The following is a 15,940-nucleotide window of genomic DNA, read 5'->3' as shown; positions in this document are numbered from 1 at the left end:
ACCGAACAACAATAAAGACGGGTGAGTCATGAATTACGTCCTCTATGCGGTGCCTTTTTTCTTTTTGCTGATTGCCCTTGAACTGCTGGCTGACCGTTGGCGCGGCGTTCGCACGTATCGCCTGGCCGATGCCATTAACAGTCTTAGCGCGGGTGTGTTGTCGACCACCGTTGGCTTGCTCACCAAAGTGGTGGGACTGCTGACGTATACGTTCGCCTGGCAACACTGGGGGTTGCTGGAGCTGTCGGCGCAGCAACTGTGGGTGTGGTTGTTTGCGTTTGTGTTCTACGATTTTTGCTACTACTGGAATCACCGCTTGGGCCACGAGCGCAATGTGCTGTGGGCGGCGCACTCGGTGCATCACCAAAGTGAGGAATACAACCTGTCCACCGCATTGCGCCAGACCAGTACGGGCTGGATTTTCGGCTGGATTTTCTACTTGCCGATGGCGTTGTTGGGCATTCCTCCAGTGGTGTTTCTGACGGTCGCCGCGCTGAATCTGTTGTATCAGTTCTGGGTTCACACCCGGCATGTGCCCAAGCTTGGCTGGTTCGAGTGGGTGTTTATCTCGCCGTCGAACCACCGCGTGCATCACGCTCAGAACGCGGTGTACATGGACCGCAACTACGGTGGCGTTTTCATCGTGTGGGATCGTCTGTTCGGCACGTTCCAGGAAGAACTGGATGAGGAGCCGGTGGTGTTCGGCGTGACCACTCCGCTGGCAAGTTGGAATCCGCTGTGGGCCAACTTGCAGTTCTATGCGGTGCTCTGGCGTGACGCGACAAGGGCCGGGTCGTGGTGGGACAAAGGCCGCATCTGGTTTATGCGCACCGGTTGGCGACCTGCCGATGTGGCTGCGAGCTACCCGCTGGCCAAGACCGATCTCGCCGGCTTCGAGAAATTTCATGTGCCGCTGGGTCGATCCGAGCAGACGTATGTCGCGGTGCAATTTGTCGGCTATGTCGCGGCGGGCAGTTTTTTGCTGGCCAATGGCGACACGCAAGCGTTGGGCGTGCTGCTCGGCAGTTGCGCCTGGATGGCGTTTGGCTTGTATGTGCTGGGTGTCTGGCTGGAAAGCCGTCCCTACGCGATGGGCCTGGAAGCGCTTCGCTTGCTGCTCAATGCGCCCGCTTTATGGCTGGCGGAGGAGGCCGGTTTGCTGCCGATGAGTGCATGGGGCTGGGGCGTGCTGTTGGGGTACAGCGCCGTCAGCGCTGTGGCATTGCTCATGATAAGTCGCCGGCCGGCTCGCGCCGTGGCGGGGTAATCAGCCCTTGCGGGATTTAAGGTAGCGGCGCAACCACAGCGCCGCACCGAGCAGCAGCAGCGCACCGAGCACCCACAGCTCGTATTTCTTCACGTTGCCCAGAATGCTTTCCATCACCGAGCCGAAGTGGAACGAGGCGTAACCCAGCGCCATGGCCCAGACGATGGCGCCGATGCCGTTGAGGATGAGGTAGCGCAGCGGCGGGTAGCCGGACAAGCCGATTGCCACCGGCATCACCGTGCGCATGCCGTACACAAAGCGGAAGCTCAGCACCCATAGGTCCGGATGACGTTGGATATAGCCCAGCGCCTTATCGCCCATCTTCTGCAGCCGCGGTTTGCGCGCCAGTAAGCGGCGGCCATGTTTGCGGCCCAAGTAGTACCAGAGCTGGTCGCCGGCATAACTGCCGAAGAAGGCTGTGACCACCACCGCGTTGATGTCCATGTAGCCACGGAACGCGAGGAAGCCGGCCAAGACCAGAATGGTTTCGCCTTCGAAAAAGGTGCCAAGAAATAAGGCGAGGTAACCGAAGTCCTGCAGGAATTGTTGGAGCATCGTCAGCGTGCACGGCGAAATGAACGCGCAGCCTAACCTGACGGCGCGTCAGGGGAAAGCGTGACGCGTAAGCCCTTAGTCTATTCATAGGCTCATGGCCGTCGGCTGCGGCGCGCGGTCACATAGCTGCCAGCAACTGTCATTCTTTGGTCATAATGGACGCCTATAACTGTCACGCTAGCCCGCCTGTGCGGGCCCAGGAGTCTGCCGTGAGCTTTACCCCCGCCAATCGTTTGTTTCCCGCCACTCGCCTGCGCCGTAATCGCCGCGACGATTTTTCCCGCCGCCTGGTGCGCGAAAATGTGCTGACCGTTGATGACCTGATTCTGCCGGTGTTTGTGCTCGATGGCGAAAACGCCCGCGAGGAAGTCACCTCGATGCCCGGCGTGGCGCGCTTGTCTATCGATTTGCTGCTCAAGGAAGCTGAAGAGTGGGTGGCCTTGGGTATTCCAGCGGTGGCGCTATTTCCGGTGACGCCTGCCGAGAAGAAAACCCTCGACGGCCGTGAAGCCTGGAACCCTGACGGTATCGCCCAACGCGCCATCCGCGCGCTGCGTGAGAAATTCCCGGAGCTGGGCGTGATCGCCGACGTCGCACTCGACCCCTTCACCACCCACGGCCAGGACGGCATTCTCGATGAGCACGGTTACGTGCAAAACGACATTACCGTCGATGCGCTGGTGCGCCAGGCGTTGTCCCACGCCGACGCGGGCGCGCAGGTCGTTGCGCCCTCGGACATGATGGATGGCCGCATTCAGGCGATCCGTGAAGCGCTGGAGCTGGCCGACCGCACTAACGTGCGAATCATGGCCTACTCGGCCAAGTATGCCAGCGCCTATTACGGCCCGTTCCGCGACGCGGTCGGCTCGTCGTTGAACTTGGGCAAGGCCAACAAAGCGTCGTACCAGATGGACCCGGCCAACAGCGACGAAGCGCTGCACGAAGTGGCCGCCGACCTGGCTGAAGGCGCCGACATGGTCATGGTTAAACCAGGTATGCCGTACCTCGATATTCTTTACCGGGTGAAGGCGGAATTCCGCGTACCCACCTTTGTCTACCAGGTCAGCGGTGAGTACGCGATGCACATGGCCGCGATTCAGAACGGCTGGCTCAGCGAGGCCGTGATTCTGGAATCACTCACCGCCTTCAAACGTGCCGGTGCTGATGGCATCCTGACCTACTTCGCCGTGCGTGCGGCGCAACTATTAAAACAAGGGCAGTAAGCCCGCTTGGGAATACGTGATGAACAGCGAAGGACTCAGCAAAGCGGATGAGCTGAAAGACTCAGCCGTTGCGGGACAGGCAGTGATCGAGAAGGCCGTGAGCGGCAAGGCGGCGGAAAAAGTGGCTGCGCAAAAGGCCAGCGTCGACAAGGTTGGCGCTGAGAAGGCCGCCGAGCCCAAGGCCGTGGCTGAAAAAGTAGCCGTGCCTGAAAAAGTCGCCGCCGAAAAATCGGCCACTGACAAAGCCGCTGCTGAGCCGGCGCACGAACCAGTTGCGGAAGAGCCGGTTGCTGCCGCCCCAGAACCCGTGCCGGCTCCGCTGCCGATTCCCGGGTTGGATGACAGCAGCTTGTATATTCATCGCGAGCTGTCGCAGCTGCAGTTCAATATTCGCGTGCTGGAACAGGCGCTGGATGAATCGTATCCGCTGCTGGAACGCCTGAAGTTTTTGCTGATTTTCTCCAGCAACCTCGACGAGTTTTTCGAAATTCGCGTGGCCGGGCTGAAGAAACAAATCACCTTCGCCCGCGAACAAGCCGGTGCCGATGGCTTGCAGCCGCACCAAGTGCTTTCGCAGATCAGCACGCTGGTGCACGACCAAGTGCACCGCCAGTACGCGATTCTCAACGACGTACTGTTCCCCGAGCTGGCCAAGCACAACATCACCTTTATTCGTCGTCGCTACTGGACGACCAAAATCAAAGCGTGGGTGCGTCGTTATTTCCGCGACGAGATCGCGCCGATCATCACGCCCATCGGCCTTGACCCGACGCACCCGTTCCCGTTGTTGGTGAACAAGAGCCTGAACTTCATCGTTGAGCTGGAAGGTATCGATGCCTTCGGCCGCGACTCCGGTCTGGCGATTATTCCGGCGCCGCGCCTGTTGCCGCGCGTCATCAAGGTGCCTGAAGAAGTGGGCGGACCTGGCGATAACCATGTGTTCTTGTCGTCGATGATTCACGCCCATGCGGACGACTTGTTCCAGGGCATGAAAGTGAAGGGCTGCTATCAGTTCCGACTGACCCGTAACGCCGACCTTTCCCTCGATTCAGAAGACGTTGAAGACCTGGCGCGCGCCCTGCGCGGCGAGCTGTTTTCCCGTCGCTACGGTGACGCCGTGCGCCTTGAAGTGGCGGACACGTGCCCGGCGCATCTGGCCGATTACCTGCTCAAGCAATTCAGCCTCAGCGAGAGCGAGCTGTACCGCGTAAATGGCCCGGTCAACCTCACTCGACTGTTCAGCATCACCGGTCTGGACAGTCACCCTGAGCTGCAATACGCGCCGTTTACACCGGTTATTCCCAAGCTGCTCCAGAACAGCGACAACCTGTTCAACGTGGTCAGCAAACAGGACATTTTGCTCCTGCACCCGTTTGAATCGTTCACCCCGGTGGTCGACCTGCTGCGCCAGGCCGCCAAAGACCCGCACGTGCTGGCCATCAAGCAGACGCTGTACCGCAGCGGCGCCAACTCGGAAATTGTCGACGCGCTGGTGGATGCCGCGCGTAACGGTAAGGAAGTGACGGCGGTCATCGAACTGCGTGCGCGGTTCGACGAAGAATCCAACCTGCAACTGGCCAGCCGGTTACAGGCCGCTGGTGCGGTGGTGATCTACGGGGTGGTGGGCTTTAAGACCCACGCCAAAATGATGCTGATTCTGCGCCGCGAAGCCGGCGAGATCGTGCGTTACGCCCATTTGGGTACCGGTAACTACCATGCCGGCAACGCGCGTTTGTACACCGACTACAGCTTGATCACCTCTGACGATGCGCTGTGTGAAGACGTGTCCAAGCTGTTCAGTCAGCTGATCGGCATGGGTAAAACCTTGCGCATGAAAAAGCTCCTGCATGCGCCGTTCACCCTGAAGAAAACCTTACTGGACATGATCGCCCGCGAAACCGCGCTGGCCGCTGAAGGCAAGCCGGCGCACATCATTGCCAAGTTCAACTCGCTGACCGATCCGAAAATTATTCGCGCGTTGTACAAAGCCAGCCAGACCGGCGTGCGTATCGATTTGGTGGTGCGCGGCATGTGCTGCCTGCGTCCGGGCATCGCCGGGGTGTCGCACAACATTCACGTGCGCTCGATCATCGGCCGCTTCCTTGAACACACGCGCGTGTTCTATTTCCTCAACGATTTCGACGAGAAGATTTACCTGTCGAGCGCGGACTGGATGGAGCGCAACCTGGATAAGCGCGTGGAAACCTGCTTCCCGGTCGAAGGCAAAAAGTTGGTTACGCGGGTGAAGAAAGAGCTGGAGTCGTACCTGACCGACAACACCCAAAGCTGGGTGCTGCAGCCGGACGGCCGTTACGTTCGCTCCAGCCCGACCGGCAACCAGAACCCGCGCAGTGCGCAGGCCGGGTTGTTGGAAAAGCTGACCAATCCGCCGCTTAGTGTTCGTTGACACTGGCCGTAAACATCGAGGCTGAAGCCTCTCCCACAAAAGCCTGCTTGTTGTGGGAGGGGCTTTAGCCTCGATAATTTTGAACAAGAAAAAGCCGCTCAATTGAGCGGCTTTTTCGTGGCTGAACTACTCAGCGAACGCTTAACGTCAGCCCGATGCGTTTGAGCCACTCGGCTTCGGCTTCAAAGTCCGCTTGGGTAAGCGGGTTGGCGGCTAGCCAGCCATCCGGGAACTCAAGGTCGAGGGAGTCATCGCTGGCCCGTAGCTTCACCTTGGGCATTTCCTGCGTTCCACGAATGTGGTGGAACAGGATGGCGAAGCGCAGCAACACGCACAGGCGCATCAGCTTGACGCCGTGGTCACCGAATTCTCCGAACTTATCTTTGGGAATATTGCGGCGATGGCCGCGTACCAGCAGGGCGAGCATCTGTTGGTCCTGGCGCGAGAAGCCGCCGAGGTCCGAGTGCTCGACCAGGTAAGCGCCGTGCTTGTGGTAGGAGTAGTGGGCGATATCCAGCCCTACTTCGTGCACTTTACTGGCCCAGCTCAACAGCTCGCGGTGCCACTCATCTTCAAGCCCCCAGGAGGCCGCGACGTCATCGAGCGCTTCCAGTGCCTTGGCCTCGACGCGTTGCGCCTGTTCCAGATCGACGTGGTAACGCTCCATCAGCGCGCTCAGGGTGCGCTCGCGAACATCTTCGTGGTGATGGCGACCCAGCAGGTCATACAGCACACCTTCACGCAGCGCGCCCTCGGAGTGCGTCATGGTGTGCAGGTCCATCGCATCGAAGATGGCTTCGAGAATCGCCAGGCCCGCAGGAAAAATCGCGCGGCGGTCGGGCTTGATGCCGTCCATGTCGAGCTTGTCGGCTTCGCCCAGTTTCAACACGCGTCGCTTCAGCCAGGCCAGGCCTTCGGCGGTCACTTCGCCGTTGCCGTGGCCGCCGGCTTTGATGGCCAGGCCAACCGCGCGAATGGTGCCGGAGGCGCCCACGGCTTCATCCCAGCCGAGGCGGCGCAGACTGTGTTCAATGCCCATCAATTCCAGGCGCGCGGCGGTGTAGGCCTGGGCGTAGCGGGCAGGGGTGATCTTGCCGTCGCGGAAATAACGTTGGGTAAAACTCACGCAGCCCATCTGCAAGCTTTCACGCAACAGCGGTTCGAAACGCTGGCCAATGATGAACTCGGTGCTGCCGCCGCCGATGTCGGCCACCAGGCGTTTGCCGGGGGTGTCGGCCAGCGTGTGGGAGACGCCGAGATAGATCAGTCGCGCTTCTTCTCGCCCGGAAATCACTTCCACCGGATGGCCGAGAATTTCCTCTGCACGGCGGATAAACACCGAACGGTTGCGAGCTTCGCGCAAGGCATTGGTGCCCACTACGCGCACCGCGCCGGGCGGCAGGCTGTTGGTCAGTTGGGCGAAGCGGCGCAGGCAGTCGAGGCCGCGTTGCATGGCCTCTTCATTCAGCTCGCGTTGTTCATCGATCCCGGCGGCCAGCTGCACCTTTTCGCCCATGCGCTCCAGAATGCGGATCTCGCCGTGATCGGCTTTTGCCAGAACGATATGGAAGCTGTTCGAGCCAAGGTCGATGGCAGCGATCATGGAGAAGTGCTTGGCAGGGCTTTGCGGCATGGTGTGATGGTCTCAGAGCTGTAGCGCGACATCGTGCCACGATCAGGCGATTGCGCCAACGCGACGGGGAATTCGGCAGTGTGTGATGTCGATGCTGGAGTTGTTCTTTATAGCCGCAGGTCGGGCCGTGACAAGGTTTTGGCCGCGCAGTATGCCGGTGGTGTACGTCGTATTTATGACCAATGTCATGCGCCAGGCGTACAGAAACGGAGCAACGGCGGCGGTTTTAAGTTCAACGGGCGATCAGTATTTGCGCGCAGCATCATAGCGAAGCTCAATCGGTAGGCGCTTTCGGTGTTGGCAAAGCCGGGCTATGATGGCGCCACTTTACATCCTTGCGACCCTGGAGAGTTTCCATGAGCGAATTCATCACCCACGTCAGCGACGCCAGCTTTGAACAGGATGTGCTCCAGGCTGATGGCCCGGTTCTGGTCGATTATTGGGCTGAATGGTGCGGCCCGTGCAAAATGATCGCCCCGGTTCTGGACGAGATCGCCCAGACTTACCAAGGCAAACTGAAAATCTGCAAACTGAACATCGACGAAAACCAGGACACTCCGCCTAAATATAACGTGCGTGGTATCCCGACCCTGATGCTGTTCAAGAATGGCGCGGTCGAAGCGACCAAAGTAGGCGCCTTGTCGAAATCGCAGCTGGCTGCGTTCCTCGACAGCAACATCTAAGTCGTAAGGATTTTCTCCTTTGCGCCTGAAAGCCCCGTCCTATGCGGGGCTTTTTCATTGCGCCAACACTAGACGCTCCGCAAAGCCGATGGTACATTCGGCCTCGCAACGGTTCCTCCGTTGCTCTCTGTAAGCCGTCGCCGACGCATTCCTACTCGATACCTATCGATAAACAAGCAGGCGATCATGCTGCGTTCTCCGCAGTCCGGCCTCATAAGCTAAGCGCTTATTTCCCCTCCTTTTCGAATACGTCATTCCTATATGAATCTGACTGAACTCAAGCAAAAGCCGATTACCGAACTGCTCGAAATGGCCGAACAGATGGGCATAGAAAATATGGCCCGTTCGCGCAAGCAGGACGTGATTTTCTCCCTGTTGAAAAAGCACGCGAAGAGCGGCGAGGAAATCTCCGGTGATGGCGTGCTGGAGATCCTCCAGGACGGCTTCGGCTTCCTTCGTTCCGCCGATGCCTCGTACCTGGCCGGTCCGGACGACATTTACGTTTCACCTAGCCAGATCCGCCGCTTCAACTTGCGCACTGGCGACACCATCGTTGGCAAGATTCGCCCGCCCAAAGAAGGCGAGCGGTACTTCGCGTTGCTCAAGGTCGACACCATCAACTTCGACCGCCCCGAGAACGCCAAGAACAAAATTCTGTTCGAGAACCTCACGCCCTTGTTCCCCAACAAGCGCCTAATCATGGAAGCCGGCAACGGCTCCACTGAAGACTTGACCGGCCGTGTTATCGACCTTTGTGCCCCTATCGGCAAGGGTCAACGCGGTCTGATCGTGGCACCGCCGAAAGCCGGTAAAACGATCATGCTGCAGAACATCGCGGCCAACATCACCCGCAACAACCCTGAGTGCCATCTGATCGTTCTGCTGATCGATGAGCGCCCGGAAGAAGTGACGGAAATGCAGCGCACTGTGCGCGGCGAAGTGGTTGCTTCGACCTTTGACGAGCCGCCAACCCGTCACGTGCAGGTTGCCGAAATGGTGATCGAAAAGGCCAAGCGCCTGGTTGAGCACAAGAAAGACGTGGTCATCCTGCTCGACTCCATCACCCGTCTGGCGCGCGCCTACAACACCGTGATTCCAAGCTCCGGCAAGGTGCTCACCGGTGGTGTTGATGCCCACGCGTTGGAGAAGCCGAAACGTTTCTTCGGTGCGGCACGAAACATCGAAGAAGGCGGCTCGCTGACCATCATCGCCACCGCGCTGGTTGAAACCGGTTCGAAGATGGATGAAGTGATCTACGAAGAGTTCAAAGGCACCGGCAACATGGAGCTGCCGTTGGACCGTCGCATTGCCGAGAAGCGTGTTTTCCCAGCCATCAACATCAACCGCTCCGGCACGCGCCGCGAAGAGTTGCTGACGGCCGAAGACGAGCTGCAACGCATGTGGATTCTGCGTAAGTTGCTGCACCCGATGGATGAAATCGCCGCTATTGAGTTCTTGCTTGATCGCCTGAAAGCGACCAAAACCAACGACGAGTTCTTCCAGTCGATGAAGCGCAAGTAACATCGTGAAGACAGGCAAAAGCCGGGGAAACCCGGCTTTTTGCTACCTGGGCGGCGCGCATTGTGCTGCGCCAACAGGCTAAACTTTTCACCCTCTCTCGAGCGCCCTAAACGAGGCTCAAGCATGCAGTATCGCGATCTGCGCGACTTTATCCGTGGCCTGGAACAACGTGGCGAGCTCAAACGCATCACCGTGCCCGTCTCGCCTGTGCTGGAAATGACCGAAATCTGCGACCGCACCCTGCGGCGCAAAGGGCCAGCGCTGTTGTTCGAAAACCCGACCGGCTTCGATATGCCGGTACTCGGAAACCTGTTTGGTACGCCTGAGCGTGTGGCGCTCGGCATGGGCGCAGAGGCGGTAAGCGAGCTGCGCGAGATCGGCAAATTGCTGGCATTCCTCAAAGAGCCCGAGCCGCCGAAGGGCCTGAAAGACGCTTGGTCGAAGCTGCCGATTTTCAAAAAAATCATTTCCATGGCGCCCAAGGTGGTGAAAGACGCACCTTGCCAGGAAGTGATTGAAGAGGGCGAAGCGGTCGATCTCGGTAACTTGCCGGTACAGACCTGCTGGCCGGGCGATGTCGGGCCGCTGATCACGTGGGGCCTCACTGTCACCAAAGGGCCGAACAAAGATCGGCAGAACCTCGGCATCTACCGCCAGCAAGTGATCGGCCGCAACAAGGTGATCATGCGCTGGCTCAGCCACCGCGGCGGCGCGCTGGATTTCAAGGAGTGGTGCGATAAACACCCTGGCCAGCCATTCCCGGTGGCCGTGGCGTTGGGCGCCGATCCGGCGACCATTCTCGGCGCCGTTACGCCGGTTCCCGACAGCCTTTCCGAATACGCCTTCGCCGGGCTGCTGCGCGGTAACCGCACCGAGTTGATCAAGTGCCGAGGCAGCGAACTGCAAGTGCCGGCCAGTGCCGAAATCGTTTTGGAGGGGGTGATTCATCCGGGCGAAATGGCGGACGAGGGCCCGTATGGCGATCACACCGGCTATTACAACGAGGTGGATCGTTTCCCGGTGTTCACCGTCGAACGTATTACCCGGCGGCAGAAACCGATTTACCACAGCACCTACACCGGTCGCCCGCCCGATGAACCGGCCATTCTTGGCGTGGCGCTGAATGAAGTGTTTGTGCCGATTCTGCAAAAGCAGTTTCCGGAAATCACCGATTTCTACCTGCCGCCTGAAGGGTGTTCGTACCGCATGGCGGTGGTGACCATGAAGAAGCAATACCCGGGGCACGCTAAGCGCGTAATGCTCGGTGTGTGGTCGTTTTTGCGCCAGTTCATGTACACCAAATTCGTTATCGTGACCGACGACGACATCAATGCGCGGGACTGGAACGACGTGATCTGGGCCATTACCACGCGCATGGACCCCAAGCGCGACACGGTGTTGATCGACAACACACCGATCGACTACCTCGACTTCGCCTCGCCGGTTTCCGGCTTGGGTTCGAAGATGGGCCTGGACGCCACGCACAAATGGCCCGGCGAAACCACGCGCGAATGGGGTCGTGTGATCGTCAAGGATGATGCGGTAACCCAGCGCGTCGATGCGATGTGGAAGGACCTTGGAATAGAGTGATGAAAGTAACCCTGCAACCTTCCGGCGCGGTGCTCGACGTGAACCCCGGCGAGCGCATTCTGGATGCCGCTCGGCGTCTGGGCTACGACTGCCCGCAGGCTTGTCGCAACGGCAATTGCCACATCTGCGCGGCGCTGCTGGTGGAGGGCACCGTGCAGCAGAACGGCGAGGCGCGCACCCAGGGGGAACTGTTCACCTGCCTGGCCGAGCCGCTTGAAGACTGCGTCTTGCATTGGGATGGCGTATTGGCGCCCGGCGAATTGCCGGTGCGCACGCTGCGCTGTCAGGTGGTGGCGTGCACGCCTGTTGGCGGCGATGTGTGGCGGGTGAACCTGCGTGCGCCGGCCGGCAAAGTGCCGCGTTATCACGCGGGGCAATACGTGATGGTGCGCCGGGATGACGGCGAGCAATCGGCGTTTTCCCTCGCTTCGGCGCCTTCTCAAGGCCGCGAGCTGGAGCTGCACATTCTCGGGCGTGAAGACAGTGCGCTGAGCTTGCTGGAACAGCTGCAGCGGGAGCCGATGGTGGAAATCCAGATGCCGTTTGGTGACGCACACTTAGCCGAGTTGCCCGCTGGGCCGTTGATTCTGATTGCCGCCGGCACCGGCATGGCGCAGATGCACAGCCTGATTGAGCATTGCCGAGCCACCGGCTTTGACTACCCGGTGCACTTGTACTGGGGCGCACGTCGTCCGGAAGATTTTTATCAGTTGCCGCATTGGGCAGATTGGCAGGCGATGCCCAATTTGCACCTGCACCAAGTGGTGAGCGACGTGTGTGGTTGGCAAGGCCGCTGCGGCTTGCTGCACGAAGCCGTACGTGAAGATTTCGCCGATCTGAAACCACTGCATGTTTACGCCAGCGGCTCGCCGATGATGGTGTACGCCACGCTGGATGCATTGGTGGAAGCAGGAATGGACGCGCACCAGATGCGCGCCGATGTATTCGCCTACGCGCCGCGTTAAAACAAAGCCTGTAGGAGCGGCTTTAGCCGCGATCCCGAAAAGCCCATACCCAATAAAAAACCGCCTCAAGGCGGTTTTTTATTGGGTGAAGAAATGCCCGGCGCTTAACGCACCTGCACCACCACTTTACCGACCGCCTTGCGCTGGCCCAGCGCATTGATCGCGCCAGCCGCTTCGGTTAGCGGGAAGGTTTGCGAGACCAGCGGTTTAACCTTGCCTTCCGCGAACCAGGTGAACAGTTGCTCGAAGTTCGCCGCGTTGTCGGCCGGCTGGCGCTGCGCGAACGCGCCCCAGAACACACCGACCAGCGATGCGCCTTTGAGCAGTGTCAGGTTGGCCGGCAGCGAAGGGATGGTGCCGCTGGCGAAACCGACCACCAGAAAGCGACCGTTCCAGGCGATGGAGCGGAAGGCTTCTTCGAACAGGTCGCCACCGACCGGGTCGTAAATCACATCAACGCCCTGGCCGCCGGTCAATTCCTTGAGCTTGTCTTTCAGGCCGCCTTCGCTGTAGTTAATCAGCTCGTCGGCGCCGGCCGCTTTGGCCACTTCGAGTTTCTCGGCGCTGCTGGCGGCGGCGATTACGCGGGCGCCCATGGCTTTACCGATTTCCACGGCGGCCAGGCCAACACCACCGGAAGCGCCCAATACCAGCAGGGTTTCGCCGGGCTGCAGGTTGGCGCGTTGTTTTAGGGCGTGGATCGAGGTGCCGTACGTCATGCCGAACGCTGCCGCGCTGGCGAAGTCCATGCCGGCCGGAATCGGCATCACGCTGTAACCTGCCACCGCCACTTGTTCGGCAAAGCTGCCCCAGCCGGTGAGCGCCATAACGCGGTCGCCGGGCTTCACGTGGGTAACTTTTTCGCCAACGGCCGCGACAACGCCCGCCGCTTCACCGCCCGGCGAGAACGGGAACGGCGGTTTGAATTGGTACTTGCCTTCAATGATCAGCGTGTCCGGGAAGTTCACGCCGGCGGCATGAACGTCGAGCAGCACTTCGTTCTTTTTCGGTTCCGGGCTGGCGATTTCTTCCAGGACCAGGGTTTCGGCAGGGCCGAAGGCTTTGCACAACACGGCTTTCATTGGAGTGTTCCTCGCAGAGTTATGGCTTGGCAGTGTAGGTGCGTGGTCGCAAGGGTCAACGAGCATGGCCTGGCCTGATAAAGGTGTATAAGCGCCGGGCTATCGCTATGCTAGAGCACATACCCAGTCGAGGATGCGCACTGTGAAAGCTTGGTTTGTAGTGGTGATGGCTCTGTCTCTCCCGTTTGCGGCGTTGGCCAATGAGGAGGGCGGCGGTGAAGGCGAGAAAGAGGGAAAAGAACCTGCGGTGGCTTATATCAGCCTGGTGCCCGCGTTGGTGGGCAACTATGGCACTGGGCCACGGCTGAAGGTATTCAAGGCCGACATCGCGCTGCAAGTAAAAGGCAGCGAGGCGGAGGCTAAGGTAGAACACCACGAGCCGCTGATCCGCAATCAGCTGGTGATGCTGTTTTCCCAGCAGACCGACGATGCCATGGGCAATGTCGAGTCAAAGGAAAAGCTGCGCCAGGAAGCCTTAAAGCAAGTGCAGGACGTGCTGACCCAGGAAGAGGGCAAGCCGTTGGTGGACGACTTGCTCTTCAACAACCTGATCGTTCAATAACATCATTGCGAAATGAGCTACGCCGCCCGTTCAGGTGGTGGACCACACGCAGGTGCAGTTGCGCCCCTGATGCTTGGCCTGGTACAGCGCCTGATCGCTGTGGGCCACCAAACTATCGGGGTGGCCGTCACGGTTCGGCGTAACGGTACTCAGGCCGATACTGGCGGTTAAGCGCGACAGCGGGCTGCCGGGATGCGGCAGTTGCAGCTCGGCCAGCGCCGTATGGATACGTGCAGTGATTACCTCGGCTCCGGCCTGGTCGGTGTTGGCCAGAATCACCGCAAACTCTTCGCCGCCGTACCGACACACCGCATCGCCATCGCGTAACAAACAGCCCTGCAACGCCGCCGCCACTTTGCGTAGCGCATCGTCGCCGGCCAGGTGCCCGAGTTGGTCGTTGTAGGCTTTGAAGTGATCGACATCCAACATCAGCAAACTCATCGGCGCACCGATGCGCTGCAAGCGGCGCCATTCGCTGTGCAATTGATGGTCGAAGAAACGGCGGTTATACAGACCAGTAAGGCCGTCGCGTTGGGACAAATGCTGAAGCTGCGCTTCCAGCTGCAAGCGCTCGTTGTTATCGCGCGACACGCCGATCAGGTATTCGTGGCCGTTGACCTGCACCAGCTGCGCGCTGATTTCGGCGGGTTGCAGCGTGCCGTTGCGTCGGCGCATTTCGCGCTGAAAGATTTTGCCTTGGTTGTCTTGCTGCGCCTGGCGCACTAAATCCACCCATGCGTGAAAGCCCAGCAGTAGATTTTCCGGCTGATCGAGCAACTGCTGGCGAAACTCGTCGGCGCTGTACCCCAAACTGCTGTGGGTGGCCTTGTTCATGTGCAGGATATTGCGGTTGTGCGGGTCGATGATAAACAGCCCGTCGCGGCTGGAGTCGGTGAGGTCGACCACGAGTTGCAGGCGCTCGCGGCTCTCGCGCAGCACTTGCTCAATCAATTCGCGATTGCCCACTTCTTGGTTTAGCCGGCTGTTGCTGGCCAGTAATGCACCGGCGCGGCGGGCATTTTCTAAGGCCAGCCATAGGGCGGCCACCAGTAGGAACGTAGTCGTCAGTCCGGCGATCAACACCACCAAAGGCAGAGGGCTGGACAGCTGCTGCGCCAATTGCCGCGTGGGATTGAGTTGCAGGGTGAAGTTGCGATTGTTGAGCAGGTGCAGCGGCAATTCCTGTTGCAGGCCCGCGCTGAAGTCAGCTTGCTCACGGCTGTATAACGGATGGCCGAACTCGGAAAGGCGTACGTTGAAGCCCGCGCTGTCGACCGTGTCGAGCAGCTCATCCATCAGCGGTTGCACGCGGAAGATGGCTTGAACGAAGCCATCAAACGCGCGGTTTCCCTGCTGGTCGATTACGTATAGCGGCGTGTAAAGCGCGAATCCACGGCCGCCTTGCACCAGTTCGAAACTGTTGGAAAACACCGCCGTGCCCTGGGTCTTGGCCTGCATGGCGAGCAGGTAGTTGGGATGCCCAGGCGTGAGCTGAAAATTAAGTGCCGCTTCGTTGCCGGCGATAGGCAGGATCCAGCGCAGCCGTAGGGTGCTGTCTGCCCACTGAATAGCCTGGTAACCGCGAAAATGCTCGAGCGAGAAGCGCGCCTCGAGCTCCCATTCTTCGCGGCTCAAACGGCCCCGATGATTCCAACGCTCGGCAAGGCGATAGAGATCCTGCGCCTGGGTGTTCAGGCTGCTTTCCAATTGTCGCGTCAGTAAGCGAGCTTGCGCGGCAACGCGTTCGTTGGCGTGGGCGCGCTCGATGGTCAGCATTTTCTGCCACAACAGCAGGCTCGCGCCCAGCAACGATATGGCCAGTACCACCAACGCCAGGCGAGCACGCCAGGCGGGGCGCGCGGTCGAGGTCGACGTGGCGTCGTGCAAGCTATGTTGTTCCATGCACCGGGTCCGTGTTGCTTAATGCAGAGCGCAAATAGCCGCCCATTCGCTAGCACTGACTGGCATCACCGAAAGCCGGCTGCCTTTTTTAACCAAGGGTAAATCAACCAGGCCGGGCAGTTCCCGCAACGTAGCCAGCGGAATGACCTTGGTGAACGCTTCAACAAACTCGACGTCCAGCGCGCTCCACGGGTTTTTCTCGGCGCTGGCCTTGGCATCGACGTAATGGCTGTGCGGGTCGAGCGCAGTCGGGTCCGGGTAGGCTGAAGCAATTATCCGGCCGATACCCGCGATGCCCGGCTCTGGGCAACTGGAGTGATAAAAGAAGAACAGGTCGCCGACCGCCATGCTGCGCACGAAGTTGCGTGCCTGGTAATTGCGCACGCCATCCCACCGGGCGTGACCGAGGCGCTGCAGGTCGTGAATGGAAAGTTCTTCGGGTTCGGACTTCATCAGCCAATGAGGCATGAACTTTGCTCTTCGCTCGTGGATTACAACATTGTGGGCATTTGCCCTCGTTTACTCGACCGCCGGTTGGCGTCGTAATTGC

At 59.7% G+C, this 15,940-nt stretch carries 13 protein-coding genes; 8 read left to right on the top strand and 5 right to left on the bottom strand.

Features of this window, described 5'->3' with window-relative positions:
• Nucleotides 1-28: 28 nt before the first annotated feature.
• On the top strand, nt 29-1,267 hold the full coding sequence (locus AC0IW7_RS16120) for a sterol desaturase family protein (RefSeq protein WP_471819353.1): 1,239 nt from the start codon (nt 29-31) through the stop codon (nt 1,265-1,267).
• On the opposite strand, the gene AC0IW7_RS16115 is transcribed toward AC0IW7_RS16120, so the two are convergent.
• The gene (locus AC0IW7_RS16115; RefSeq protein ID WP_122497447.1) at nt 1,268-1,822 is read right to left on the bottom strand and encodes a DedA family protein; all 555 of its coding nucleotides are present in this window, start codon (nt 1,820-1,822) and stop codon (nt 1,268-1,270) included. It abuts the gene before it with no gap.
• 209 nt (nt 1,823-2,031) lie between these two features.
• Between AC0IW7_RS16115 and hemB the strand changes: the two genes are divergently transcribed.
• A complete protein-coding gene (hemB, locus tag AC0IW7_RS16110) occupies nt 2,032-3,045 on the top strand; it encodes a porphobilinogen synthase (protein WP_471819352.1) in 1,014 nt (337 codons plus the stop codon).
• Nucleotides 3,046-3,064: 19 nt separating this feature from the next.
• Nucleotides 3,065-5,452 carry a polyphosphate kinase 1 gene (gene ppk1, locus AC0IW7_RS16105; RefSeq protein ID WP_471819350.1) on the top strand — a complete coding sequence of 796 codons (2,388 nt, stop codon included), beginning with the start codon at nt 3,065-3,067 and terminating at the stop codon, nt 5,450-5,452.
• Nucleotides 5,453-5,582: 130 nt separating this feature from the next.
• Here the strand turns inward: ppk1 and ppx are convergent, their stop codons facing one another.
• Complete coding sequence (gene ppx / locus AC0IW7_RS16100; protein WP_122497443.1) at nt 5,583-7,085, bottom strand: exopolyphosphatase; 1,503 nt, start codon at nt 7,083-7,085, stop codon at nt 5,583-5,585.
• Nucleotides 7,086-7,441: 356 nt separating this feature from the next.
• On the opposite strand from ppx, the gene trxA reads away from it, so the two are divergent.
• The 4 genes from trxA (at nt 7,442) to AC0IW7_RS16080 (ending at nt 11,844) form a co-directional block, all read left to right on the top strand.
• Complete coding sequence (gene trxA, locus AC0IW7_RS16095; RefSeq protein ID WP_122449690.1) at nt 7,442-7,768, top strand: thioredoxin TrxA; 327 nt, start codon at nt 7,442-7,444, stop codon at nt 7,766-7,768.
• Nucleotides 7,769-8,029: 261 nt separating this feature from the next.
• Nucleotides 8,030-9,289 (top strand): transcription termination factor Rho, encoded by a 1,260-nt coding sequence (gene rho, locus AC0IW7_RS16090; protein ID WP_122449691.1) that lies wholly within the window; start codon nt 8,030-8,032, stop codon nt 9,287-9,289.
• Between the two features lie 123 nt (nt 9,290-9,412).
• Nucleotides 9,413-10,879 (top strand): 4-hydroxy-3-polyprenylbenzoate decarboxylase, encoded by a 1,467-nt coding sequence (ubiD, locus tag AC0IW7_RS16085; RefSeq protein WP_471819349.1) that lies wholly within the window; start codon nt 9,413-9,415, stop codon nt 10,877-10,879.
• Nucleotides 10,879-11,844, top strand: a complete 966-nt coding sequence (locus tag AC0IW7_RS16080; protein WP_471819347.1) for a CDP-6-deoxy-delta-3,4-glucoseen reductase — start codon at nt 10,879-10,881, stop codon at nt 11,842-11,844. The genes ubiD and AC0IW7_RS16080 overlap by 1 nt, the downstream gene beginning before the upstream one ends.
• Before the next feature lie 104 nt (nt 11,845-11,948).
• On the opposite strand, the gene AC0IW7_RS16075 is transcribed toward AC0IW7_RS16080, so the two are convergent.
• Nucleotides 11,949-12,926 carry an NADPH:quinone oxidoreductase family protein gene (locus AC0IW7_RS16075; RefSeq protein ID WP_471819346.1) on the bottom strand — a complete coding sequence of 326 codons (978 nt, stop codon included), beginning with the start codon at nt 12,924-12,926 and terminating at the stop codon, nt 11,949-11,951.
• 142 nt (nt 12,927-13,068) lie between these two features.
• Between AC0IW7_RS16075 and AC0IW7_RS16070 the strand changes: the two genes are divergently transcribed.
• Nucleotides 13,069-13,488: a flagellar basal body-associated protein FliL gene (locus AC0IW7_RS16070; RefSeq protein WP_122497712.1), complete on the top strand. Its 420-nt coding sequence runs from the start codon at nt 13,069-13,071 to the stop codon at nt 13,486-13,488.
• A 30-nt stretch (nt 13,489-13,518) separates the two neighbouring features.
• Here the strand turns inward: AC0IW7_RS16070 and AC0IW7_RS16065 are convergent, their stop codons facing one another.
• Both AC0IW7_RS16065 and AC0IW7_RS16060 read right to left on the bottom strand, forming a co-directional pair.
• On the bottom strand, nt 13,519-15,390 hold the full coding sequence (locus AC0IW7_RS16065) for a sensor domain-containing diguanylate cyclase (RefSeq protein WP_471819344.1): 1,872 nt from the start codon (nt 15,388-15,390) through the stop codon (nt 13,519-13,521).
• Nucleotides 15,391-15,408: 18 nt separating this feature from the next.
• Nucleotides 15,409-15,858 (bottom strand): EVE domain-containing protein, encoded by a 450-nt coding sequence (locus tag AC0IW7_RS16060; RefSeq protein ID WP_471819342.1) that lies wholly within the window; start codon nt 15,856-15,858, stop codon nt 15,409-15,411.
• Nucleotides 15,859-15,940: the final 82 nt, after the last annotated feature.

It is taken from the genome of Pseudomonas sp. AC229 (assembly GCF_979254655.1).
The sequence above is the reverse complement of the archived record's forward strand: the minus strand, read 5'-3'. Positions and strand labels throughout refer to the sequence as shown.